We start from the raw sequence: 23,242 nt of genomic DNA on the forward strand, positions 1-23,242 counted from the left end.
CTCAGGAGCCGGCGGAGGCGGCGCTGACGGGTTGCGCCGCAACGTGATCCATCGGTGGCCCGTCCCCGTTCGCCAGCCCGCGGTCGGCCACCGCGGTGGCCTGCGCCGTGCCGTTCCTGATCGTTCCGATGATGTCGACGTGGTCGTTGATCGCGAAATGTGTTGCGGTGGACACGGATCGGGCGCCCTCGCCGGTGATGATGAGCGTCGTGTCGGGGGTGACGAGGTAGGTCTGGGTGAACCCGTCCGCGCTGCGCGCGGTCACCGAGTCCGCGGACACCGCGATCACGGTCCCCTCCTGGCGCACCGGCAGCGGGACCGGAGCCGGGCCCAGTGTGGCCTCGACCGTTGGTTTTTCGGGTTCGGCCGCGTTGGTCACCAACGCCGTCAGGCATGCGGCGCACACCACCGCACCGGTGACGAACTCGCACACGGCGGCAGCGCCCCACATGCTGCGCCACACGCCCGGCCGCGCCGACGGTTGTCTTTGCTCTGACGGCTCGGTCAGGCGATGCTTGGCGCCCACGATCAGTCCCTCCTGCGGTTTTGCGCCGACGGACGCCGACGGTTACCGAATCAGGTTGTTGCTCGTGGAATTACCCGCCGGGGTGCGCTGATAAACCGCGCAGGGCCGTTCAGCCCTTGGCGAGTGTGAACTGCGCGACGTCGGTGTAGCCCTCGCGGAACAGGTCGGCGCACCCGGTGAGGTATTTCATGTACCGGTCGTAAACCTCTTGCGACTGAATCGCGATGGCCTCGTCACGGTGCGCTTCGAGCGCGGCCGCCCAGGTGTCCAGCGTGCGGGCGTAGTGCAGGCGCAACTGCTGGACCCGTTTGACGGCGAAGCCGGCATTTTCGGCGTGCTGCTCGACGGCCTCGGCGTTGGGCAGGTCCCCGCCCGGGAAGATCTCGTCCATGATGAATTTCATGAACCGCAGCTTGGTCATCGTGATGGGCAGTCCGCGCTCGGCGAACTCGTCCTCGCTGGGCTTGATGATGGTGTGCAACAGCATCACGCCGTCGGCGGGGAGCGCCTGGTAGGCCATCTTGAAGAAGTCGGGGTAGCGGTCGCGCCCGAAGTGCTCGAACGCGCCGATCGACACGATGCGGTCCACCTTGTCGTGGAACTGTTCCCAGCCCCGCAGCAGCACGCGCTTGCTCCGCGTGCTCGGATGCCGGTCCAGCCGCTGTTGCACGTGCGCCTGCTGGTTGCGGCTCAGCGTCAGGCCGACGACGTTGACGTCGTAGCGCTCGAGCGCGCGAACGATCGTCGTGCCCCAGCCGCACCCGATGTCCAGCAGCGTCATGCCCGGTTCCAGGCCGAGCTTGCCCAGCGAGAGGTCGACCTTGGCGAGCTGCGCCTCTTCGAGCGTCATGTCGTCGCGCTCGAAATAGGCGCAGCTGTAAGTCCGCGTGGGATCCAGGAAAAGCTCGAAGAATTCGTCGGACAGGTCGTAGTGCGCCTGCACGTCCTCGAAGTGCGGCTCCAAGCCGGTGGCTTCGCTCTGATTTTCGGGCACGGCACAACCCCTGACGTGGACTCTTGCTGGGCTCAGCGGCGTGTGACCTCAGCCGCGCGAGTTTCTGGCCCATCAGTCTATCCGGCCGGTTCGCGGCGACGCCGCACGGCCTGCCGACGCTGGGCGCAAATCCCGCTCCGACCATCCGTCATGCCTTCGCCGCTGCCCAGAATCTAAGCCGCGCAGACTGATTCGACGCCCGCACTCGCCACGCAGGTGTGAGAGACACCGGGCCGGGTATACCCGCCCAATGCCTGAACGTCGGCGCCGCCGCGGCGCCCCCCTCAGTTGCGCCGGCGTGCCGGAGTGGACCCCGTGATCGCGCGTCCCAAGCCCGTTTCGGACGACCTGCGCCGGTTGGCCGCCGCGCACGGCGTCGCCACCTCCTACCGCAACGAGCGACGCGAGCCGGTCGAGGTCGATTCCGACGTCGTGATCCGCGTGCTCGGCCTGCTCGAAGTCGACGCCGGCACCGAGGCCGGCCGGCGCCGCGAGCTGGCCAGGCTGGACGAGCGTGATCGCGCGGGACTGCTGCCGCCGACAGTCGCCGTTCGCGTCGGGGGACGGCCGCAGACGCGGGCCGGTGCCGCCCTCCTGGTGGGCGAGGACGGCGAGCGGATCGAGGTCCGCGACGAGCTCCCCGGCGAGCTGGTCCCGGGCTGGTACCGCCTGCACACGCGGGACGGCCGGGAGGCCACCGTGGTGGCGGCCCCGGCCCAGGTGCCGCAGGCCCCCCCCACCTGGGGCTGGATGCTGCAGCTCTACGCGTTGCGGTCGGCCGGCTCCTGGGGAATAGGAGACCTGGGGGATCTGCGGGAGTTCATCGATTGGACCGCTTCCGAGCACGGGGCGGGCGCCGTTCTGCTCAATCCGCTGCACGCGCCGGGACCCACCCACCCGGTCCAGGCCTCGCCCTACACCCCGTCGAGCCGCCGTTTCGCCAACCCGTTGGCGCTGCGGATCCAAGACCTCGCCGCCTACCGGCGTGCCGACCCGGCCACCCGGGCGGAGCTGGATGCGTTGAGCGTCTCGGCGAGCACGCCGCGCATCGACTACGACCTGGTCTGGGCGGCCAAGCGGGCCGCACTCGAAGTGCTCTGGCGGGCCGAGGGCCGGCCCAGCCCCCTGGATGCTTCGCCGAACTCCGGCGGATTGCGGGACTGGGCGACCTACTGCGCGCTGGCGGAGCGGCACGGCGGCCGGTGGACCCGATGGCCCGAACCGCTGCGCCATGTCACCGGACCGGCCGTGGCGGCGGCGCGCGGCGAGCTGGCCCCCAGGCTCGCCTTCCACGCGTGGGTGCAGGAACGGTGCGCCGAGCAGCTGGCCGCCGTGCGGGACACCGCCCGCGCCGCCGGCATGGCGCTGGGTGTGCTGCACGACCTGCCGGTCGGGGTCGATCCCGAAGGCGCCGATGCGTGGGCGCTGGCCGACGTGTTCGCCACGGGGGTGAGCGTCGGAGCGCCGCCGGACAACTTCACACCGCGCGGCCAGGACTGGGGACTACCGCCCTGGCGACCCGACCGGCTCGCCGCCACCGGTTACGCCGCGCTGCGGGACGTCGTGCGCGCCGTCCTCGCCCACGCCGACGGCCTGCGCATCGACCATGTCGCCGGCCTGTGGCGGCTCTGGTGGATCCCTCCGGGCGACAGCCCGGATCGGGGAACCTACGTGCACTACGACGCCGACGTGATGCTCGCGGTCCTGGCGCTGGAAGCGCACCGCGCCGGGGCAACCGTGGTCGGCGAGGATCTCGGCACCGTCGAACCGGAGGTCACGCAAGCCCTCGCCGGAAACGGCATGCTCGGGTCTGCGGTCTCGTGGTTCACCCGCGACGAGGACGCGCCCGGTCAGCCGCTGTTGCCGTCGGCCAGGTGGCCGGCGCGGGCGGCGGCGAGCATCTCGACGCACGACCTGCCCACGGCGGCCGGATTCCTGCGCGGCGAACACGTCCGGGCGCGCGCAGAACTCGGCCTGCTCGACGATGTGCCCGCTGAGCAGGCCGCGGCCGACAGGGAGCGGGCCGAGTGGCTGGCGCTGCTGCGCTCGGAAGGGTTGCTGGGGACCGCCGAGCCGGATGACGCGGCGATCATCGTCGCGATGCACCGCTTTTTGGCCGCGACCCCGAGCCGGCTGAGGCTGATCGCGCCATACGACGTGGTCGCCGAGCTCCGACAGCCCAACCTGCCCGGAACCGTCGACGAATACCCGAACTGGCGGCTGCCGCTGCCGGAAACACTCGAGCAGTTGCGCGCCGACCCGCGGGTCGGTGAGATCACCGCCGCCTTCCGTGATCCCGCCGCCGCGGGTTCGGGTGTGGCCGACGCCTGCTTCGGTTAATAGGAGATAGAGCGGGTGTCGGGCGGACGGCATACCCGGAAGGAATGGGGGCGACCAACATGGAACCGATATCACCGACGGACGCGCTGTTCCTCATCGGCGAGTCACGCGAGCATCCGATGCACGTGGGGTCGCTGCAGCTCTTCGAGCCGCCCGAGGACGCCGGTCCGCACTTCGTCCGCGAGTCCTATCAGGCGATGCTCGAGTGCACCGAAGTTCAGCCGACGTTCCGCAAGCACCCGGCCTTCTTCGGCGGCATCACCAACGTCGCGTGGTCGTTCGACAGGGAGGTCGAGCTCGATTACCACCTCCGCCGCTCGGCCCTGCCGGAGCCGGGACGCGTCCGCGACCTGCTGGAGCTGGCTTCGCGGCTGCACGGCAGCCTGCTCGACCGTCACCGTCCGCTCTGGGAAGCCCACCTCGTGGAGGGACTGCAGGACGGGCGGTACGCCGTCTACACCAAGTACCACCACTCCCTGATGGACGGCGTGTCGGCGCTGCGGCTGGTGCAACGCGCCTTCACCCCCGACCCGGAGGACGACGAAGTGCGGGTCCCTTGGGACCTCCCGCCGCGCCGGCGCAGCGGGCGCCGTAACCGGCCGTCGCTGCTGGGGCGGGTCGGCCGCACCGCGGGGTCCGCGCTGGCGTTGGCGCCGTCGACGGTGCGGCTCGCCCGGGCCGCGCTACTCGAACAACAGCTGACCCTCCCCTTCCGGGCGCCGCGCAGCATGTTCAACGTCCGGATCGGCGGCGCTCGACGCGTGGCCGCGCAGTCGTGGTCGCTGGACCGCATCAAGGCGGTCAAGTCGGCCGCCGGCGTGACGGTGAACGACGTGGTGCTGGCCATGTCCGCCGGGGCGCTGCGGGCCTACCTGCTCGAGCAGGGCGCCCTGCCGGACGCCCCGCTGACGGCGATGGTGCCGGTCAACCTCCGCAAGGACGACGACGACCGCGGGGGCAACATGGTCGGTACCTTCCTGTGCAACCTGGCCACCGACCTCGACGACCCGGCGCAGCGGCTGGACGTCATCAGCTCGTCGATTCGCGACACCAAGGAGGTGTTCCAGCAGCTGCCCCCGGCGCAACAGCTGGCCCTGTCGGCGTTCAACATCGGGGGGCTGTTCTTCGGGCTGATACCCGGATATCTCTCGGCGGCCTCCCCGCCGTTCAACATCGTCATCTCGAACGTGTCAGCCGGACCGTCCGAGCCGCTGTACTGGCGCGGCGCCCGGCTGGACGGCAACTATCCGCTGTCGATCCCGCTCGACGGGCAGGCGGTCAACATCACGGTGACCAACAACGCCGGCAACCTGGACTTCGGTCTGGTCGGCTGCCGCCGCAGCGTCCCGCACCTGCAGCGGCTGCTCGCTCACCTGGAGACGTCGCTGAAGGAGCTGGAGCGCGCCGTAGCGGCGTGACAACGCGCGCCGCCGGTCACCCCCGCCCGGCTGGGATGACGTTGGAACGAACAGCCTTTCGGCCGCGTCATTCCAGATACGGGCGATGTCGGGTGCTGACGGAGGTGCCGCAATGTCGATTTCAATGTCGAAACTGCTGGGTTGCTTGGCCATTGCTGTCGGCTGCTGTGTTGGGGGCACGGCACCGGCGCACGCCGGCCCGGACGGGGTCGACGCCGGGCCGAACCCCTACGGCGGGCTCCGCTGCGGCTGCCGAGGACCGGCTCCGGGCGACGCAGATCCACGGGAAGAGATAGATCGCGGGATCCGCGAAGGCTTGTCCGCGCCGGTGCCCGGGCTGCCTCCGCCGCGTCACTAGACGCCAGTAGCGTTGTCTCGCAACATAACTGGATCGGTGGTGTAATCCAGGCACACCCTGGTGCCGCTGGGGCGCGCGTCGATGGTGCAGTGATCGGCCAATGCGTGCATCAACATGATGCCGCGCGACGCCCGAGGATCGTTGGGTTTGGCCGGTGAGGGCCGATGCCAGGTCCCGCGGTCGCTGACGCACACGCTGATCGATCGCGCGGCGGGATCGTGGCTGGCCTCGAGCTCCATGGTGCCGGCGGTGGGATGCGTGCGGTATGCGTGCTCGACGCAATTCGCCAGCGCTTCACCGGCGCCCAAGATGATGTCGTCGCACACGGCCGCAGGCACTGCGGTCGCCTCGCGCAGCCACCCGCGCAATGCGCGCCGCAATTCTGTTGCCGTGAGGGCGTCGGCGGCGCCCGCGCGGGCGAATCGCGCCGGAGTGGCGGCCATCGGTGGATCTGCGGTCATGCGGTACACATACCCAGTCGCGGCCCGATCGATAACCCGTCCGCGTCTCGCTTCGGCCACAGCTTGCACTCAGCTGAGTTCGCGGGTGCGGCACCAGGATTCGGGCCGGCCGGCGCGATCATGCGGCATCGACGGCTGCGCGCTCCTCCTGCAGCCGATCCTTGCTGCGCAACAGCCGCAGCAGCGTCACCAGACCGAGGCCGCCCACGACATTGCCGGCCGCCGTGTAGGCGAACCATCCCAGCCAGTCGAGGTAACCGAACGGCGCGCGCCCAGCAGCTAGCGCACCGAAGATCAGCAGCGAGTCCAGGATCGAGTGGAAGAGCTGCAGACCGGCCAGGAGGAAAGCCACAGCGACGGCGGCGGCGATCTTGCCGGGCACCGACTCGGTGCCCTGTTGCATCCGGGTCATCAAGGTGATCGCCATGCCGCCGAGTACGGACAGCGCCAAGGTTTGTGCCGACACGGGTGCCGTGGCGAAGTGGGTGGCCGACGCGACCGTCTGCTCGTGGAGCTGGGGGAACGCGGTCATGATCAGCCACATGATCACCCAGCCGCCGGCGAGGTTGGCCAACAGCGTGCCGCCCCATAGTCTGAGCAGCTGCAGGAGGCTGGCACGTTTCGCGGCGACGGTGACGACGGGCACCAAGAAGCCCTCCGTGAACAGCTCGCTGTGGCCGAGCAGAAGCGCCAGGAAGCCGATCGAGAACGCCAAACCCGCCAGCAGCGGTTGGTGGGTGGCGTGCAGGACGGATAGGTAGGCGAGTACGCCCAGCGCGACGTCGGTGCCCCCGAAGAAGCCGGTGACCAGCACCCCGCGCCAGGTGCGGTGCATGCGCTGGGTGCCCTCGCCCAGCATCCTGCAGAAGGCGTCCTCGAGCCGGTCCTCGATCGGGCTGTCGGTTTCGCCGAGCTGGCGTTGAATCGTCTCACTCATGTTGGGCTCTCACGGCCAGCCGTGAATACCCGCCCGTCGGCGGGTCATGCCTCGCCGAGATGTGACGTTGGTTATAGCCGGTGGCGCGCCGGTGTTACTCGAGCACGAAGACCGGGATCTGCCTGGCCGTCTTGGTCTGGTACTCGGCATACGGCGGGAACGCTTCGACGGCCAGCCGCCACCACTCCTCCCGCTCGGCGCCGTCCAGCTCGCGGGCGGTGAGGGCCACAACCTTCTCGCCGTCCTGCACCGTCACCGCCGGATTGGCCTTGACGTTGAAGTACCACGACGGGTGGGTGGGGGCGCCGCCCTGGGAGGCCACCATGGCGTACCGACCGCCGTTTTCGACGCGCATCAGCGGCACGTACCGCTGCTTGCCGGACTTGGCGCCCGTGACCGTCATCAGGACGACGGGTCGGTCGAGGATCTCGACCCCGTCCGTCGTGCCCTGGTGCAGAATTCGCTCGGTCTGCTCGCGCACCCAATCCCTGGGGCTGAGCTCAATCCCGTCGGTCATGGCCCTCTCAACACGGCGGGCCGGCCGATCCATTCCCCGCCGCGACGCCTCGCCGACTGCCTCGCGCGCCGGATGGTGACAAACAAGGCTGCCGCCGGCGCGCTTCGCCTCCTGCAAAACACTCGACCGAAACGGCGACGTCATCGACGCGGACGCAATACCGGTGTCACCAGCTCTCCGGTGTCCAGGTAACTGTCGAGGTTGCGAATCGCGAGCAACGCCATCGCCCTGCGGGTCCGCGCGGTTGCGCTGCCGATGTGAGGGAACACCACGACGTTGTCCAGGCTCAACAGCTCGGCCGGCACATGGGGTTCGTCGGCGAAGACGTCCAGCCCGGCTCCCGCCAACCCGCCGCCCACGAGCAACTCCACCAGCGCTTCCTGGTCGACGACGCTGCCACGCGCGATGTTGATCAAGTAGCCCTCGGGGCCCAACGCCTCCAGGACGGTGCGGTCGACCAGCTTGCGCGTCCGGTGGTCGCCTGTGGTGGCGACCACCAGAACATCGACCGACTGGGCCAGCCGCGCCGGCGACTCCGCATAGCGGTACGGGCACTCATCGATTCGGTGGCGGTTGTGATACGCGATGGCGCAGTCGAAGCCGAGCAGCCTGGTCGCGATGGCCGACCCGATCCTGCCCAACCCGAGGATGCCGACCTGCAGGCCGCTGACGTCCCTGGCATAGGGAAACTGTCCGCCGCGCGCCCATCGACCCGCGCGCACGTAGCGGTCGGCGGCGCCAAAACGGCGCAGCGTCATCAGGATCAAGCCCAGCGCCGTGTCGGCGACCGTGTCCGACAGCACATCCGGCGTATTGCTCACGCCGATGCCGCGGCGCTTCGCCGCCTCCAGGTCGATCGCGTCCACGCCGGCTCCGTTGTTGACGATCGCCTCCAGGTTGGGCAGCGCCGCGATGGTGTCGGCATCGACGCCGGGCTGCCCCGAGGTCACGACCACCCGGACGCCGGCCGCATGGTCGGCCAGGAACCGGGTGCGCTCCCGGCCGTCGGGAAGCGAGGGGACGTCGTATCGCAGGGCCAGCTCCTCGGCGAAAGTGGGTTCGAACCTGCCGACCCGCAGTACCGCGTTGGTCTTGTTCACCGTCACGCGTACATCATGACGACGCGCGAACGCCCTCGCTTCTCACTCCGCCCGCTTCGGCGGAAACTCGGCAGGCTTGGTGATGGCGTCGCGGTAGGCGTACACCCGATTGGGAATGGTTCCCAGCACCGCGATGGTGCGGCCACCCAGGCCGTACGCGGCGACGAACTCCCACGCGTCGGGATCACCTTCGATGACCTCGATCTCGTCGTAACCCGTTGGGACACCCAGCATTTGGACTTTGACGTCATACTGGTCGGACCAGAAATACGGCAACTCGTCGAAGGTCTCGGCGCGGTCGGGGCCCGCCAACAGCGTCCGTGCCGCGACCGCGCCCTGACGCCCGGCGTCGTCCCAGTGCTCGGTGCGCAGGTGCCGCTCGTACAGCGGATGCCACCAGCGCGCGACATCACCGGCGGCGACGACGGCGGCGTCCCCGGTGTCGCCCTCCGCCGCGCCCGTGGCGTCGCAGACCACACCGTCGTCCACGCGCAACCCCGAGCCGTCCAACCAGTCGGTCGCGGGAGTGACGCCGAGGCCGACGATGACGACATCGGCCGGAACGCGCGAACCATCGGTCAGCCGAACCGCCTCGACCCGCCCGTTGCCGACGAAGGCCTCGACGCCCACGCCGAGCCGAACGTCCACACCGTGCTGGCGGTGCAGCTCGGCCCAGCGGGGCGCGAGCTCCTTGCCCAACGCCGCCAGCAGCGGGCTGGCCGCCTTCTCCACCAGGACCACGTCCAGCCCGATCGATCGGCAACTGGCAGCCACCTCGGCACCGATGAACCCGCCGCCGACGACGACCACCCGCGCGCGCGAGCCCAGGCGTTCCCGGATGGCCAGGCAGTCCTCGACGGTGCGGAGCGTCAGCACCCCGTCGGGGACCGGCGCACCGGGCCATTGCCGCGGCGTCGCGCCGCTGGCGATCACCAGCCCATCGAATTGCAATGCCAAGTCCTGGTTTTCGTCACGGAGATGGACGGTGCGCGAGGACAGGTCCAGCTTGATCGCCGACGCGCCCCGCAATACGCGCGCCTCCAACTCGAATTGCGGCGCGAGGTCGACGCCGGCGCGGTGCACCTGGCCGGTGAGCAGTTTCTTGGACAGCGGCGGCCGGTGGTACGGGGCGTGCCGCTCCGCCCCCACGATGGTCAGGCCACCGTCGTAGCCCTCCTGTCGCAGGGTTTCCGCCGCGCGGGTCCCGGCCACGCCGGCACCGACGACGACAACCTCGCTCAGCTGACGGCTCGGCATCGGATCACTCCTTCACCCTGATCGCCTGGGTGGGGCAGGACACCTCGGCGCCGATCAACTGCCGGCGCAGTTCCTCCGGTGGTTCCTCCTGCAGGACGTGCAGTCCGTCTTCTCGTACGTCGAACACCTCGTGGCAAATGCTCATGCACACGCCGTTGCCGTCGCAGGTGTCGAGATCCACCGAAACCTTCATCGAACGTCAACCTTTCGTGCTCCATTGCTCGAAGTCTCGATCCCCTGGGATTGATCCGGTGACTTTGCCTGGGACAGCGCACGCTCCCGGGCGGCCTTCGCCACCGGCGAGTAGTTCAGGTAGTCGACCGCCATCTGGGTGGACGCCTCGTCGTTCGGATGGTGGCTGGGCCGCAGATACCGGACCGGCGTTGTCACCATGAGCTTCCACGGGCCCGGCAAGCGGTACTCGCGGGCGGCCCACAGCCAATCCCGCCAGCGCCACTTCTGGTCGGTGGTCGGATCGTGGGCCATCAGGTAGCGGGCACCCGCGACCCACCAGGCGATGAACAACGGCGTAGTGAAGAACATGGAGAACGCCCTGATCCAGTAGTTGCCGCTGACGTGCTGGTAGACGTCGTACACCAGCGAGCGGTGCTCGACCTCCTCGGCGCCGTGCCAGCGCAGCAGGTCGAGCATCATCGGGTCGGCCTTCGCGTAGTCCAGACCCCGGTTCGTCAGCACCCACTGGCCCAACATCGCGGTGTAATGCTCGAGCGCGGCCACATCGGCCAGCCGCCGATACAGCCACCACCGCTTCATGGCCGGCGGAAACCACCTTGGCGGATCGCCCAGCGTCATCGACAAGACCCGCCCGAGCCGGTCGGTGTACGGCTTGGTGTCGATGCCCTGCTGGGCCAGGTGGTCCAGCACGATCTGGTGCGCCCAGGCGTGCCAGGACTCCTGTTGGATGAAGGGCTTGATCGCCGCCTCCAGCTCCGGGTCGTCGACCAGCGACGACGCTTCGAGGACCGCCTTGATGAAATGGCGCTCGCCCTCGGGCAGCAGCAGATGCAGGACGTTGATCATGTGGGTCGAGAACGGATCGCCGGGCACCCAGTGCAGCGGCGTTTCCGACCAGTCGAAACGGACCATCCGTCGGTACTTCGGATGTCCCTCGTGGTGCAGTTGGACCTCGGGCATCAGCTGCTCCTCCCGCCGACGGATGCGGTGCCGTCGGCCTCCCCTTCGTTTTCGAGGAACCGGTCGATCCAGGAGCGGAACGCGGGCCGCCACTTCGCGACCGTCCACCCGGGGCGGGTACCCACGCACCCGCCCACTCATGCGTACCGGCGGTACCGGATTCCCTGACAGTTCACTGTGAACGTGTGTTTACTGGAATGACCTTCGGCCGCGGAAGGAATCGCGGCCCGAGTCGGTTGCACGGGCAATGCGCATTGGTGTCGTGTTCCCGCAGACCGAGCTCGGTGGAGACCCCACAGTCCTGCGCGCCTATGCGCAGCGCGTCGAAGAACTGGGTTTCGCCCACATCCTCGCCTACGACCACGTCCTCGGCGCCGACCCCGCCGTGCACCAGGGCTGGCAGGGTCCCTACGACATCGAAACGACGTTCCACGAGCCGTTCGTCATGCTCGGCTACCTGGCCGCGATCACCTCGCTCGAACTCGTCACGGGCGTCATCATCCTGCCGCAACGGCAGTCGGTATTGGTGGCCAAGCAGGCCACCGAGGTCGACCTGCTCAGCAACGGGCGGTTTCGGTTCGGCATCGGATTGGGTTGGAACGCGGTCGAGTACGAGGCGCTCGGCGAGAAGTTCAGCAACCGCGGCAAGCGCTCCGAGGAGCAGGTCGAGCTCATGCGCAAGCTGTGGACCGAACGGTCGGTGACCTTCGACGGCAAATACCACACGGTGACCGGGGCCGGCCTGGCCCCGCTGCCGATCCAGGGCCCGATCCCGGTGTGGTTCGGCGCCGCTTCCGACCGCGCCTACGAACGCGCCGGACGGCTCGGCGACGGGTGGTTCCCGATGATGGCACCCGGGCCCGGCCTGGACTACGCGCGCGAGCAGGTGAACCGGGCGGCGGTGGCCGCCGGCCGCGACGCCGACGGCCTCGGGATGGAGGGTCGGGTCAACTGGTCCGGCGACCCCGAACGGGCCGCCGCCGATATCGCCGCCTGGAAAGCCGCCGGCGCCACCCACCTCTCGGTGAACACCATGAGCGCCGGCCTGGCGACCGTCGATGACCACCTCGCCGCATTGGAGCGCGTCGCCGCCGACCTGAAGTGACGGGCTATCGGCCGAAGACCGCGAACCAGATGGCGATGTATTGACAGATCGCCGCGAGCGCGGTGCAGGCGTGAAACACCTCGTGATAGCCGAACGTCGTCGGCCAGGGATCGGGCCAGCGCAGCCCGTAGAACACCGCACCGATGCTGTAGAGCGCGCCGCCGGCCGCCAGCAGCACCGTCGCCGCCGTTCCGGCGTTGTGCAGGATCAACCCGGTGTACCAGATCGCCACCCAGCCCAGCAGCAGGTAGAGCGCCACCCCCAGCCAGCGCGGAGCCGTCGGCCAGACCAGTGTCAGCGCGATTCCGGCCAGCGCGCCGCCCCAGACGATCGCGAGCACCACGTGCCCGGTGCCTCGTGGCATGGCCAGCCTGGCGAACGGCGTATAGGTGCCGGCGATGAGCACGAAGATCATCGAGTGGTCGAGCCGCCTCATCCAGTTCCGTAGCACCGCGGACTCCCACTGGACGCGGTGGTAGACGGCGCTGACGGCGAACATAGCCACTATCGCGAGGGTGTACGTCAGCGTCGAGTGCCCGGCCCGCTTGGATGCCTCCGCCCACGACACCACCACCAGCGGCGCGCCCGCCACGACGGCCGCGACGGCGCAGTATTGATGGATCCAGCCGCGCAGCCTGGGCTTGGTCAGGGCTTCGTTGACGGCGGCCGCCGGCCCGAAGGGCGCGGGCTGCGGGGCCAGATCGATCTGGTAGCTCAATGTCCCTCCCGCCTGCCACACCGTTCGGCGTCAAGGCCGCGATACCAGGCAGTTCGCCAGTCCGCCCCCATCATTTCGCCACACGCTGTGGAAACGCTATGTCGCATCTGTGCATAGCGTGTAGCGGTTTATCCCGGTTTCGAACCTCGCGATTCGGGAGATCCTCCATAGATGGATCCGCAAGTCAATGTCGACCCGCCGCCCGCTCCAGAAGACGCGAGGAAGGCGACGGCGGAGCAACAACAACTGCAGGAGAAACTCGAGCACCAAAACGACGACCCGAACGGTCCCGCTTTGCACCAGTCCCGGCACGATCTGCCCGATGAGAGCACGCGATAGTCCATTCCGTGTGATCACCGGTCAGACGTGCTGGCGCGTCGAGACGGCTGACCAGTTCTCCTGCATCGTCGACGCGGCCGCCTATTTCCGGCACGTGAAGGCGGCGATGCTGCGCGCCAAACATCGAATCATGCTGATCGGCTGGGACTTCGACACCAGGACGACCTTCGAACGGGGCGGGAACAGACTCGCCGGCCCGAATCAATTGGGCGCTTTCCTCTACTGGCTGCTCTGGCGACGACCTGCTCTCGAGATCCGCGTGTTGAAATCCAACCTGCGCCTGCTGCCGGTGTTCGACGGCATCTGGTACGGGATCACTCCGGTGTCGGTCGTAAATCGGCTCAGCAGCAGGCGATTGCGTTTGGCCATCGACGGGGCCCGGCCGACCGGCTCCGTCCACCACCAGAAGCTGGTGATCGTCGATGACGTCTTGGCATTCTGCGGTGGCATCGACCTGACCCTGGATCGTTGGGACACTTCGGAACACAGGCACGACGACCGCCTTCGTCGGGCGCTCGGTCGCAGGTACGGTGCCCGCCACGAAGTCGCCGCCGCGTTGGATGGCGCCGCCGCGGGCGCGCTGGCCGAGGTCGCCCGGGACAGGTGGCGAACGGCAACCGGCCAGTCGCTGGACCCGATCGACGGCGCCCGCGCCGTTTGGCCGTCCGGCCTGCGGCCGATGTTGCGCCAGGTCGACGTCGGCATCGCGCGCACGTTGCCCACGCTGAACGCTCGCCGGGAGATTCGCGAGGTGGAGGCGCTCAACCTCGCCGCGATCGCGGCGGCGTGCCACACCATTTATCTGGAGAACCAGTACCTGGCGGCCCGATCGGTGGTCGAGGCGCTGGCCGCCAGGCTCAGGGAACGCGACGGCCCGGAGATCGTCATCGTCCTTCCCCGCAGGGGGTTGAACCGCCTCGAGCGGGAAACGATGGACGGCGCGCGCCACCGGCTGATCCAGACCCTCTGGGCGGCCGACGATCACCGTCGGTTGGGCGTCTACTGGCCGGAGACGGACGGCGGGTCACCGATATATGTTCACTCGAAGATCTTGATCGTCGACGATCGGTTGTTGCGCGTCGGGTCGTCGAACTTCAACAACCGGTCCTTGGGCTTCGACAGCGAGTGCGACGTCGCCATCGAGGCGGACCCCGATCACGAAGGGCACGAACACATCCGGCGGGTGATCAGATCGGTGCGCGGCCAGCTGGTATGTGAACACCTCGGCGTGCCGACCGACGAATTCGAGCGCGCGATGCGCGACGGGAAGTCCCTTCTGCAGGCCGTCGAGGCGCTCCGCGGGCGGGGCAGGACACTGCGTCGGTTCACCAGCCGGACGGTGGCGAACGAGGACAGCCCGCTGGCCGAGAACGAACTGATGGATCCCGACCACGTTCCGCGATCGCTTACTCGCAGCATGCGGCGGTTGGTGGCCAAACTGTCACAGTGATGCTTGGCCCGCGAATATCGTTGGACCGCAACGGCCTCACCTTGGATCTTCTCCATCGGGCTGGAGCTTTGACGCTTGCCGATCGTCTCCTGACCAGGAGTAGCGCAAACCCGCCTGCTGTAGGGCGGGGAAGGTCCCGGTGATGTCGCGGGTCGACGCGACGGTCTCGCCATCGATCAGTCCCGTACCGCTCTTCGTCTCCGGCACCACACTGTCAGCGCCGGAAGACAACCCACCTCATCGCGCTGTACATGTACACGGCTTCGCATACGCCGGCCACCAGCCGCGACAACTGGTATTGCAGGCCAAGGGCCGTCAGCACGCTGGACACCCCGAGGATGAAAGCGAGGTAGTTGACGACGACGACCACGGCGTAGACCACCACCTGTGGTCCGACCGGAGCATGGGAGCGAAAGTTGAAGGTGCGGTTGAGTAGGTAGCTCAGGGTGAAAGCCGACGCGTACGCGATCGTGACCGCAACCGGGACCGGAAGGCCGAGACCGCTGCGAAGAGCTGTGAGGATCGCGAGATCGGCGCTGAAGGTGAGGCCGTTGATGATGCAGAAACCCAGGAAGGTCGGCGCAATGACCGATCCGAGCCCCCACGGGAGCCGACCGACGACCACCTCGCAGAACCGATGAAATCGGTCGACCGGCCGCGATCGACCGGCACCCAATTCGGCTCGCACACGCGTACGGTCCCACGGCCAGGTATCCACCGTGTGATCAGTGGGCCAACTCTCCGCGGAATGCGAAGCCGACCCGCGCTGGAATTGAAGAGTCCCTCGCTATTCCGCGGTGCTCAGTGGCATACGACGAAGGTTTGTCGTCCGTGCCGTTGAATTGTGCCGTCGTGGAGGGCCGGGGGCGTCGAAGAATGCACTGGATCGGCGTGTGGGGGCGGTCAACCCGACCACTATGACTGGTTGTCGGAATATCTCGCGGCGCGTGGGTTGAAGCCGTTTGTCCGCTTCTTACCGGTCACCATCCTGGCGACGCTGGCTGCCGCGACGTTGCTGATGCCGAGCAGCCCGTCGGGGCCCCGAACACTCGCGCAGCGAGCCGTGGCGCTGGTGTTCATCGTGAGTCTGGCCGGAATGGCGTTGGTGTGGGCGCTGACTTGGCCGACGCGCGTTCAATCCCAGGTGTTTTCAACGGCGGCGACGCTCGGCATCGCCGCGACCTGCCTGATCGAGAGCGATCCGCGCAGCGGAATGCTGGGGTGCGCCGCATTCGACGGCCAGCTTGGGCGTCAGCAGCGTCCGGCTGTCGCCGGAAGGCGAAACGCGCTGGGGGAAACCAAGTTCGGCATGCCGACATTCCGGTACCGCCCGGCCGCTGAAGCCTAGTCGTGGTTGCAGGCCTCGCCCACGAGATTGATCGCGCGGTAACTCTTGCCGCGGCCGCTTGCGGCCGGGCCGGCGATGATCATCGCCGCCTCGACCGGTGACGACCATGCGGTGTCGGCGCCGGTGAAGACGACGCTGGGAACCAGCACCGTCGCGGTGACCGCCTTGGCGCCCTCGCCCTTGAGCGTCACCATGACACAGCGGCCGTCAAGGTCGGGCACGTCACCGGTGCGGACATCTTTGTCGTAGAAGTCCAGCGAGCGATACCCGTCGGCATACTGCAGGACCCGCTCTTTGTTGAGGTCACCGAAGGTGAAGTACGCGAGCGTGATGCCGCCGCCGGTGAGGTCGTATCGCACCGCTTCCGTCGCGATCTTCGAGGTGGCTGCCAGCTCTATCACCGCGAACTTCGCCCCGGACAGCTCGAGCAACCCGATCAGATCGCCAAGCCCTCGTTGATACGCCGGGTCCGACAGGTCGTTCGAATAAACGGTATGGGCGCGGCCGCCGTCGGCGATGGTCGTCTTGTACTCGACGACGTCGGCCGCACCGGGCTTGGTGATGGTGGCCGGCAAGCGGGAAAACTTCATCTCGGCGACGATGGCGCTGATCCGGCGGGCGGAGTCCAGTGGCACTCCCGCGACGTCGACGGGTCCGAGCCGCTCGGCTCGGCCTATCCATCCGCCACAGCGTTCGATCGTGACTTCCATCGCCACCCTTCCTTCCGGGTTCCGGACGCCAACAGCGTGTCAGCTGCGACGGCGCACCACACGCGTAGTCGACTACTCGACTAGCTCGTCTTCCGTTGTCGCGCCGATCCCACCCGCATCAGGCGATCCCAGAAGTCCTCCAACTCCACGTGGCCCTGCTGGCGAGGCCTGCGCGCGTAAAACCGGGACTGGTCGTAGCTCCCGGGACAAGAGAACTTGTGCAGCTGCAGACAGTCTGAGGGCCAGCGCTTTTCGCGGGTGCAATCGAGATCGACCACCAGGCGCGTTCGACGATCGATCGCGAACCGATTGCCCTGGTAGCTCTCCGTCGTCGGGACCATCTCGGCGTCGAACAGCCCCCACCCGCCATAGGCGGTCTTCAGCCACACCGTCTCCGCACCGCAATGACCGCACGGCGCGATCGTCGAAGGTTGTTCCCAGCACGGCACAACCGGAGTGTAGGGAGCCACGCCGACAGCGGCCGTCCGACACGCGAGGCCACCGACCACCGCGGCGAAACAAGCCGGCGAAGCCTATCGGCGTGTTTAGCTCCGATTTCCGCACGTTAGTGTGCTTGGGTCGGCCTCATCGAAATAGGCCGACAGAAAAGTTGAGCAACTACATGACCGCAGCAACAGAGGTGTCGGCGCTCGAATCGCGGGTCGGCCACTACTACCAGATGGACGGCACCTACCTGGTCGGCCGCGAGAAGGTTCGCGAGTACGCCCGCGCAGTGCAGGACTACCACCCCGCGCACTGGGATGTCGACGCCGCCGCTGAGCTGGGCTACCCCGGCCTGGTGGCGCCGCTGACGTTTACCTCAGTTCCCGGCATGATGTGCAATCGCCGGATGTTCGAATCGGTGGTCGTCGGGTACGACACCTACCTGCAGACCGAAGAAGTCTTCGAACAGCACCGCCCGATCGTGGCCGGTGACGAGCTGCGCATCGACGTCGAACTGGCATCGGTGCGCAGGACCGCCGGCAGAGACTTCATCACCGTCACCAACACCTTCACCGACAGTGACGGCGAGCGCGTACACACCCTGCACACCACCGTCATCGGCGTCACGGCCGAAGATGTCGATCCGGCGATCAAATCGGCCGCGCCGAAAATCATGATGCACGACGTGGACCTCCTCGCGATCGCCGAATCGGGCGCAGGGTACGAGAAGACGGTGCGGCCTGCGGGCGAGGTTCGGATCGCCCGGGGAGGCACCACCCGTACGCCGGGCACGCCGTCCTTCGAGGACGTTCAGGTCGGCGACCAGCTGCCGGCGCATCACACCCGACTGTCGCGCGGCGACCTGGTGAACTATGCCGGCGTGGCCGGTGACGCCAACCCGATCCACTGGGACGAGGGCATCGCCAAGCTGGCCGGGCTGCCCGACGTGATCGCCCACGGAATGCTCACCATGGGTCTGGGCGCCGGATTCGCCTCCGCGTGGTCGGGCGACCCCGGTGCCGTAACCCGCTACACCGTGCGGCTGTCCCAGCCGGCGATCGTGTCGGCGGCGGAGGGTGCGGACATCGAATTCAGCGGCCGTATCAAGTCTTTGGACCCGGATACCCGCTCCGGGGTGGTCATCGTCGGCGCGAAGTCCGGCGATCAGAAGATCTTCGGCATGGCGACGTCGAACATCCGCTTCCGCTGAGTTGCCGTTGGACGCAGGTCGGCTTCGCCCGCTTGGGCGTTCACTGAAACCCGGCATCACCCGGGTCATGGTCACGACCCACTTTTGTCATGGTCCTCAGTGTCATGCCGATGGCATGCATTCCCGCCAGGGCCGCGCCTCGGAGGTCAGGGTCGGCGGCGTCCCAATTGGCGATCACCGCGTAGTCGAACCAGACGGAGCCTCGCCCGATCGTCCCGACATCTGCTCTGACGCCCGCGTCGGCGCCAGTTTTGTTACGAACAAAGAAGTTTCGATCCGACGGCGCATGGGCCAGCGGATCAAGCCCGAACGCCCCCGCGACCATGGACAGGTCTACGGATGTTGCCAGCCAGGCGTTCACCTGCTCTGAAACCGTTGGGGATATCAGCTCTTGGCGGGCCAGTTGGCTCATTAGAAGCGACAACTCGGAGGCCGAGCCGGTGGACAGCGTCGGCGGGTCATCTGGGCCTCGGTGGTCCCTGACGTAGTCCAGCAGCGCCGTGTGGACCAAGCCGAGGGACTCGGCAAGGTTGCGAAGCTTGGGCAAGCCCACGTGCTTGAGCAGTACGTTTGTCGCCAGATTGTCGCTGACGCTGGCAATCAGAACGCAGAGATCCTGGATGGATAACCTGTCGACGTCCAGGTGCTGCCAGATCCCCGAATCGGCGACCAAGAGCCCTGGCTCCCGGCCGAGCAAGGTAGCGCCGCTGAGATCGCCCTCTGCCAATTGCCTTGCGACCTCGACGAGTAACAGCAGCTTGCCGATGCTCGCGGTCTTCATCGGACGGTCGGCGTTACAGCTGGCTAGTTCGTGACCTGCGGCATTTCGAATGCAAACCGACCATTCGATGTTGGCGCTTGTTGCTGTGACATCGTCGATCGATTGCTGGAGCAATTGGCTATCCGTCACCTCGCCATGTTGGCGAAGCGCGACAAGTGCAGCTGGTGCGCGACGGTCACCGTCTTGGTGGGCCCATTGCGGTGTTTGGCGAGAATGAAATCCGCCTCTCCCCCGCGCGGGTCGTCGCGTTCGAAGGCGTCCGGTCGGTGCAACAGGATGACGACGTCGGCATCTTGCTCTAAAGAATTGTGCAGGTTAATCCCATTTGCGACGAAATTGTGTGTGTCGTCTACAGTTCCGTCATAAACGTCCTGCTCGCCAATGTTGGCAATTTCGACGATGCGGTCCCAAAAGACATCGCTAGTAGCGAGCGCATGGATTTCGGGCTCATCTAGTGTCACGGCCATCCGGTGAAGCAGTGACCGGCCCGGCGCATGTAGCAGTCGTGCGTCGCAAAACCGCGTCTTCATTGCGACTTTCAGTTCGGCACTCGAAAAGGCGTTGCGCGCCACTACCTCCCGGACTTTAGCCCAAACCTCGACCGGCACGGTGTCCGCACCCGGCCGGCGGACGCGCGATTGCAGCTGCTGAAGTACAAATTCCGCAGACTTGCCCCGCGCTCCGTGCACACCAACCTTGGTCAGAAACGCAGTTTGATTCGCCGACCTGTCAATCCATAAGTGCCAGCAGTCGCGGTAGCCCGCCTTGCGCATTCGAGTAACACGGCTCTGAATACCGAGACGCAGCAGCAGCTGAGCGACATCGTCGATGAGCCGCCGACTAGTGGACGCATAATAGATCTTCGCTTGACCGGCCACATGTTCCCACCGCACTGACCCGTCGGTGGCCCACAGGTGACGCAGGAACAACGCCACCTGATCGTTCGGCGCACGGAAAACGGCCTCCGGCACGAACTTTTCGTAGCTACGCTTGCCGAACAGACCCAAACCGTCGAGCCAGGCGGCAATCGGGTTGCGCCGACCGCGCGCCAGCCGATCCGGGGAAGGCAACCGCAGCGTGGTCACGCGGGCCGCCGGGTAATCGTCGCGAATCGCGGTCACCCCGAAATGCGCCGCCGAGACCGTCACCGCGACGAGGTTGGCCTCGTCCACTGACGCATAGCGGACCGGCTGCCGCTTCACACACGACCCATCGCCGATCATGTGGGCGAGCAGAATCACCTCGGAGTCGTCCATCCGCTGGGTGTCGACGGGCTCGGGAACGCGTCGCGGCGCCGCGATACGATCGCCAACCTTGAGCTGCTCCAACGGAGTCCAGCCGTCGAGCTTCATGAAGGGATGGTTGCCCGTCGCCTCGACCTCACGGCCCGAGGCCAGCCGAAGCCGGAACACTTCCTTGCGGCCGCTCGGGAAAACGTTCGTCATCGGCCGCGCGACCATCCTCAGCCGCTCATCCAAGGACCACACCAGCGGACGCTCACCGGTGCGCATGAGCTCACCAAACGTGACCTCGGCGCCGGTGTCGGCGCGCAAGATTCGCGTCGCTGCCGTCAGGCATCCCGATTCACGAAGGTCGGCCAGCATGGGCTTCTTGTCGGTGCGCTGCTCGGGGCCACGGTTGAGCTGGCTGATGGCGACGACGGGAACCTCGAGCTCTTTGGCCAAAAGCTTTAGGTGCCTTGAGAATTCGGAGACTTCCACCTGCCGCGACTCGTGCTTCTTCCCCGAAGTCATCAGCTGCATGTAGTCGATCACGATCAGCCGCAAGTCGGCCTTCTGCCGCAGCCGGCGAGCCTTGGCGCGAATCTCCATCATGGTCAGGTTGGGCGAGTCGTCGATATACAGTGGCGCTTCGCTGATTTCGCTCATCCGCCGCGCCAACCGCGTCCAGTCATCGTCGCTCATCCGTCCCGAACGCATGTCGGCGAGCTTGATCTTCGCCTCGGCGGACAACAGCCGCATCACGATCTCTGACTTGCTCATCTCCAGCGAGAAGATGACGCTTGCAAGGCGGTTCTTGATCGAGCACGAACGCATGAAGTCCAAGCCCAAGGTGGAATTGTGGGTCGGCACCATTCCCGGGCCTGCGAGGTACAGGCGCGCGGCGTTGTCCACCTCGACACAGCGCACGGGAACGCTATCCACGCGCCGCACGGATTCGATGTGCAATACCGGAGTCAACAGGGCCGTGGTGATCCCGTGCCCGGCACAGCGCTTCGATGATCCGGCCGCCGCGATGGTGTCCCAACCGCACCGCAACTGGGACGAGGTCCGGATGCCGCGAGTGGTAGGCCATTGGTGCTCGGCGTCGGCGACAATGACCGTCCCGTCCGAGAATTCGATCTCGTAACACGGATGGCCCAACATGACCCCGGTCGCGGCCACCACCCGTGTCGGCAACCCGTCGGCGTCGAGCAACTCATCACCGACCGCGACGTCACCCATCGTCGTCCAGCCCGCGGGCGTGGCCAGCGACGTGTTCAACGCGAGGGCCTTCCCCACGCCGGGTCGGGCCGCCACGATGATCATCTGCCCGGGATGCAGGCCGTTGGTCACCTCGTCGAGTTCGGTGAAGCCGGTCGGCACGCCGCGGGAGACGCCGCCGCTGGAGGCGATGGCGTCGATCTCATCCATCGTCGGCTGCAGCAGGTCCTCCAGCGGGACGAAGTCCTCGGAGAGCCGGCGATCGGCTACGTCGTAGATCTCGGCCTGCGCGCGGTCGACGATCTCGGCCACGTCGGCGCCCTCGGCGCCTGCGTAGCCGTATTGCACGACCCGGGTCCCCGCCTCGACCAGTCGCCGCAGCAGCGCCTTCTCCGCGACGATGCCCGCGTAGTAGCCGGCATTGGCGGCCGTGGGCACCGTCGAGATCAGGGTGTGCAGGTACGGTGCCCCGCCGATGCGACGCAGCAGGCTACGGCGGTCCAGTTCGGCCGCCACCGTCACGGCATCCGCCGGCTCGCCGCGCCCGTAGAGGTCGAGGATCGCGTCGTAGATGTTCTGGTGCGCGGGGCGGTAGAAGTCGCCGGGGCGCAGCCGTTCCAACACGTCGGCGATGGCGTCCTTGCTCAGCAGCATCCCGCCCAGCACCGACTGCTCCGCCGCGAGGTCCTGCGGGGGCTGACGGCCGAACTCTTCGCTTGGGGGCGGCGAACCCATGCCGGAAGTCACGTCATCGACAACCGCCACGGACCCTCACCTCCCCTACCACGAGTACCGAACATACATTCGATTCGACGTTCAGAGCATAAGTCAGGGCGCCGACACCCTACGACCACTTCCACCGATCTCCGCATAGCGCCGGGACGACGGTAAACGTTGCTGGCCAGTACTTAAAGGGGCCGTTGTTCATAACGCTGTGCATCGTGTGTGCATATCCTTCGACACCTGTGTTGAGCGGGGTGTGGAGAACCTGTGGATTAATTCGAGGCACCATGACATCGCTGCTGATAAGGGCAGTACAACTCCCCCCGATTCGTGTGGACAAGAATCTCTACGGCGTGTCGGCGCAGGTTACTGCGTCGGGCGTGTTGGCTTTCGGCCACATTTTCGCCGCGTTACGGGGTGGTTAAGGGGTTCACTCGACGAGACCCTGGAAATTGTTCGCCAGCCGGCTAGCGCGCCACGCGGCGAAGCCTTGCGCATAGGGGGCGGCGAGCGCCGAAAACCAGGCGGCGGCCGAGATGCGGCCGCCGCCTGGTGAGAGCAAACGCTACTTAGTTAGCTGTCCGCGACGACGTCGACCGCGACGTCGACGTCGATCTCCGGGTGCAGGTGCACCGACACCCGGTGCGTGCCGATGGCCTTGATGTGGGCCTTGGGCAGCCGGACGGTCCGCCTGTCGAGGTTTGGCCCGCCGGCCTTCTTGATGGCCGCCACGATGTCACCGGCGGTCACGGAGCCGAACAGCTTGCCCGAGTCGCCCGCGGTCTTCACGGGCAGCGTCACGGGGCCCAGCGCATCGATCGCCGACTTGAGCTCGTTGGCGTGCTCGAGGTCGCGCACCATCTTGGTCTCGCGGGCCCGCCGGATTTCGTCGGCCTGCTTCTGCGCG

23 protein-coding genes are annotated in these 23,242 nt (G+C 67.2%); 7 read left to right on the plus strand and 16 right to left on the minus strand.

Annotated elements, in window-relative coordinates; genetic code table 11:
- Position 1 precedes the first annotated feature (1 nt).
- Together A5705_RS18215 and A5705_RS18220 are read right to left on the minus strand one after the other, a co-directional pair.
- Positions 2–526, minus strand: a complete 525-nt coding sequence (locus tag A5705_RS18215) for a hypothetical protein (protein WP_067875569.1) — start codon at positions 524–526, stop codon at positions 2–4.
- A gap of 109 nt (positions 527–635) precedes the next feature.
- Positions 636–1,520, minus strand: a complete 885-nt coding sequence (locus A5705_RS18220) for a cyclopropane mycolic acid synthase family methyltransferase (RefSeq protein ID WP_068279069.1) — start codon at positions 1,518–1,520, stop codon at positions 636–638.
- A 315-nt stretch (positions 1,521–1,835) separates the two neighbouring features.
- Between A5705_RS18220 and malQ the strand changes: the two genes are divergently transcribed.
- Together malQ and A5705_RS18230 are read left to right on the plus strand one after the other, a co-directional pair.
- Positions 1,836–3,860 (plus strand): 4-alpha-glucanotransferase, encoded by a 2,025-nt coding sequence (gene malQ / locus A5705_RS18225; protein ID WP_068279116.1) that lies wholly within the window; start codon positions 1,836–1,838, stop codon positions 3,858–3,860.
- A gap of 59 nt (positions 3,861–3,919) precedes the next feature.
- On the plus strand, positions 3,920–5,278 hold the full coding sequence (locus tag A5705_RS18230; protein WP_067875752.1) for a wax ester/triacylglycerol synthase family O-acyltransferase: 1,359 nt from the start codon (positions 3,920–3,922) through the stop codon (positions 5,276–5,278).
- Positions 5,279–5,632: 354 nt separating this feature from the next.
- Here A5705_RS18230 and A5705_RS18235 read toward each other — a convergent pair whose 3' ends face one another.
- The 7 genes from A5705_RS18235 to A5705_RS18265 form a co-directional block, all read right to left on the minus strand.
- Positions 5,633–6,097 carry an ATP-binding protein gene (locus A5705_RS18235; RefSeq protein WP_067875564.1) on the minus strand — a complete coding sequence of 155 codons (465 nt, stop codon included), beginning with the start codon at positions 6,095–6,097 and terminating at the stop codon, positions 5,633–5,635.
- Positions 6,098–6,215: 118 nt separating this feature from the next.
- Complete coding sequence (locus A5705_RS18240; RefSeq protein WP_067875561.1) at positions 6,216–7,034, minus strand: formate/nitrite transporter family protein; 819 nt, start codon at positions 7,032–7,034, stop codon at positions 6,216–6,218.
- A gap of 94 nt (positions 7,035–7,128) precedes the next feature.
- Entirely contained in the window at positions 7,129–7,551 is a 423-nt protein-coding gene (locus tag A5705_RS18245; RefSeq protein ID WP_067875557.1) for a nitroreductase family deazaflavin-dependent oxidoreductase, read from the minus strand.
- Between the two features lie 140 nt (positions 7,552–7,691).
- Positions 7,692–8,657 carry a 2-hydroxyacid dehydrogenase gene (locus tag A5705_RS18250; protein WP_067875554.1) on the minus strand — a complete coding sequence of 322 codons (966 nt, stop codon included), beginning with the start codon at positions 8,655–8,657 and terminating at the stop codon, positions 7,692–7,694.
- A 36-nt stretch (positions 8,658–8,693) separates the two neighbouring features.
- A complete protein-coding gene (locus tag A5705_RS18255; protein WP_068279078.1) occupies positions 8,694–9,908 on the minus strand; it encodes an NAD(P)/FAD-dependent oxidoreductase in 1,215 nt (404 codons plus the stop codon).
- A gap of 4 nt (positions 9,909–9,912) precedes the next feature.
- Entirely contained in the window at positions 9,913–10,101 is a 189-nt protein-coding gene (locus A5705_RS18260; RefSeq protein ID WP_067875548.1) for a ferredoxin, read from the minus strand.
- The gene (locus A5705_RS18265) at positions 10,098–11,063 is read right to left on the minus strand and encodes a metal-dependent hydrolase (RefSeq protein WP_068279081.1); all 966 of its coding nucleotides are present in this window, start codon (positions 11,061–11,063) and stop codon (positions 10,098–10,100) included. Before A5705_RS18265 ends, A5705_RS18260 begins: the two co-directional genes overlap by 4 nt.
- Before the next feature lie 247 nt (positions 11,064–11,310).
- On the opposite strand from A5705_RS18265, the gene A5705_RS18270 reads away from it, so the two are divergent.
- Positions 11,311–12,168, plus strand: coding sequence for an LLM class F420-dependent oxidoreductase (locus A5705_RS18270; protein WP_068279084.1), 858 nt, complete (start codon positions 11,311–11,313; stop codon positions 12,166–12,168).
- 4 nt (positions 12,169–12,172) lie between these two features.
- Here the strand turns inward: A5705_RS18270 and A5705_RS18275 are convergent, their stop codons facing one another.
- A complete protein-coding gene (locus A5705_RS18275; RefSeq protein ID WP_369829609.1) occupies positions 12,173–12,886 on the minus strand; it encodes a hemolysin III family protein in 714 nt (237 codons plus the stop codon).
- 171 nt (positions 12,887–13,057) lie between these two features.
- Here A5705_RS18275 and A5705_RS28205 point away from each other — a divergent pair, with 171 nt between their 5' ends.
- Positions 13,058–13,225: a hypothetical protein gene (locus tag A5705_RS28205; RefSeq protein ID WP_197516910.1), complete on the plus strand. Its 168-nt coding sequence runs from the start codon at positions 13,058–13,060 to the stop codon at positions 13,223–13,225.
- The gene (locus A5705_RS18285) at positions 13,209–14,675 is read left to right on the plus strand and encodes a phospholipase D-like domain-containing protein (RefSeq protein WP_068279086.1); all 1,467 of its coding nucleotides are present in this window, start codon (positions 13,209–13,211) and stop codon (positions 14,673–14,675) included. Before A5705_RS28205 ends, A5705_RS18285 begins: the two co-directional genes overlap by 17 nt.
- A gap of 214 nt (positions 14,676–14,889) precedes the next feature.
- Here the strand turns inward: A5705_RS18285 and A5705_RS18290 are convergent, their stop codons facing one another.
- Complete coding sequence (locus tag A5705_RS18290; RefSeq protein ID WP_067875533.1) at positions 14,890–15,363, minus strand: GtrA family protein; 474 nt, start codon at positions 15,361–15,363, stop codon at positions 14,890–14,892.
- Positions 15,364–15,600: 237 nt separating this feature from the next.
- Here A5705_RS18290 and A5705_RS18295 point away from each other — a divergent pair, with 237 nt between their 5' ends.
- On the plus strand, positions 15,601–16,023 hold the full coding sequence (locus tag A5705_RS18295) for a hypothetical protein (protein ID WP_067875530.1): 423 nt from the start codon (positions 15,601–15,603) through the stop codon (positions 16,021–16,023).
- On the opposite strand, the gene A5705_RS18300 is transcribed toward A5705_RS18295, so the two are convergent.
- Together A5705_RS18300 and A5705_RS18305 are read right to left on the minus strand one after the other, a co-directional pair.
- Complete coding sequence (locus A5705_RS18300) at positions 16,020–16,733, minus strand: protealysin inhibitor emfourin (RefSeq protein ID WP_067875527.1); 714 nt, start codon at positions 16,731–16,733, stop codon at positions 16,020–16,022. The genes A5705_RS18295 and A5705_RS18300 overlap by 4 nt on opposite strands.
- A gap of 80 nt (positions 16,734–16,813) precedes the next feature.
- Positions 16,814–17,182: a hypothetical protein gene (locus A5705_RS18305; RefSeq protein ID WP_231964252.1), complete on the minus strand. Its 369-nt coding sequence runs from the start codon at positions 17,180–17,182 to the stop codon at positions 16,814–16,816.
- Between the two features lie 173 nt (positions 17,183–17,355).
- Between A5705_RS18305 and A5705_RS18310 the strand changes: the two genes are divergently transcribed.
- Positions 17,356–18,387: a fused (3R)-hydroxyacyl-ACP dehydratase subunits HadA/HadB gene (locus A5705_RS18310; RefSeq protein ID WP_068279124.1), complete on the plus strand. Its 1,032-nt coding sequence runs from the start codon at positions 17,356–17,358 to the stop codon at positions 18,385–18,387.
- Between the two features lie 40 nt (positions 18,388–18,427).
- On the opposite strand, the gene A5705_RS18315 is transcribed toward A5705_RS18310, so the two are convergent.
- From A5705_RS18315 to rplI, 3 genes are all read right to left on the minus strand, one after another.
- Entirely contained in the window at positions 18,428–19,297 is an 870-nt protein-coding gene (locus tag A5705_RS18315; protein ID WP_156763156.1) for a serine hydrolase, read from the minus strand.
- Positions 19,294–22,377, minus strand: coding sequence for a replicative DNA helicase (locus A5705_RS18320; protein ID WP_082956543.1), 3,084 nt, complete (start codon positions 22,375–22,377; stop codon positions 19,294–19,296). The genes A5705_RS18315 and A5705_RS18320 overlap by 4 nt, the downstream gene beginning before the upstream one ends.
- 531 nt (positions 22,378–22,908) lie before the next feature.
- Positions 22,909–23,242 (minus strand): 50S ribosomal protein L9 (gene rplI, locus A5705_RS18325; protein ID WP_068279093.1); only part of this gene is annotated, 334 nt, incomplete at its 5' end.

It is taken from the genome of Mycobacterium sp. E787 (genome assembly GCF_001668725.1).
Taxonomy (GTDB): Bacteria; Actinomycetota; Actinomycetes; order Mycobacteriales; family Mycobacteriaceae; genus Mycobacterium.

Excerpts from the sequence above, each read along its gene's own strand:
- A5705_RS18235 (WP_067875564.1), bottom strand. The coding sequence starts at position 6,097 with ATGACCGCAGATCCACCGATGGCCGCCACTCCGGCGCGATTCGCCCGC.
- A5705_RS18265 (WP_068279081.1), bottom strand. The coding sequence starts at position 11,063 with ATGCCCGAGGTCCAACTGCACCACGAGGGACATCCGAAGTACCGACGG.
- A5705_RS18260 (WP_067875548.1), bottom strand. The coding sequence starts at position 10,101 with ATGAAGGTTTCGGTGGATCTCGACACCTGCGACGGCAACGGCGTGTGC.
- A5705_RS18285 (WP_068279086.1), top strand. The coding sequence starts at position 13,209 with ATGAGAGCACGCGATAGTCCATTCCGTGTGATCACCGGTCAGACGTGC.
- A5705_RS18245 (WP_067875557.1), bottom strand. The coding sequence starts at position 7,551 with ATGACCGACGGGATTGAGCTCAGCCCCAGGGATTGGGTGCGCGAGCAG.
- A5705_RS18255 (WP_068279078.1), bottom strand. The coding sequence starts at position 9,908 with ATGCCGAGCCGTCAGCTGAGCGAGGTTGTCGTCGTCGGTGCCGGCGTG.
- A5705_RS18310 (WP_068279124.1), top strand. The coding sequence starts at position 17,356 with ATGACCGCAGCAACAGAGGTGTCGGCGCTCGAATCGCGGGTCGGCCAC.
- A5705_RS28205 (WP_197516910.1), top strand. The coding sequence starts at position 13,058 with ATGGATCCGCAAGTCAATGTCGACCCGCCGCCCGCTCCAGAAGACGCG.
- A5705_RS18270 (WP_068279084.1), top strand. The coding sequence starts at position 11,311 with ATGCGCATTGGTGTCGTGTTCCCGCAGACCGAGCTCGGTGGAGACCCC.
- A5705_RS18240 (WP_067875561.1), bottom strand. The coding sequence starts at position 7,034 with ATGAGTGAGACGATTCAACGCCAGCTCGGCGAAACCGACAGCCCGATC.
- A5705_RS18230 (WP_067875752.1), top strand. The coding sequence starts at position 3,920 with ATGGAACCGATATCACCGACGGACGCGCTGTTCCTCATCGGCGAGTCA.
- A5705_RS18300 (WP_067875527.1), bottom strand. The coding sequence starts at position 16,733 with ATGGAAGTCACGATCGAACGCTGTGGCGGATGGATAGGCCGAGCCGAG.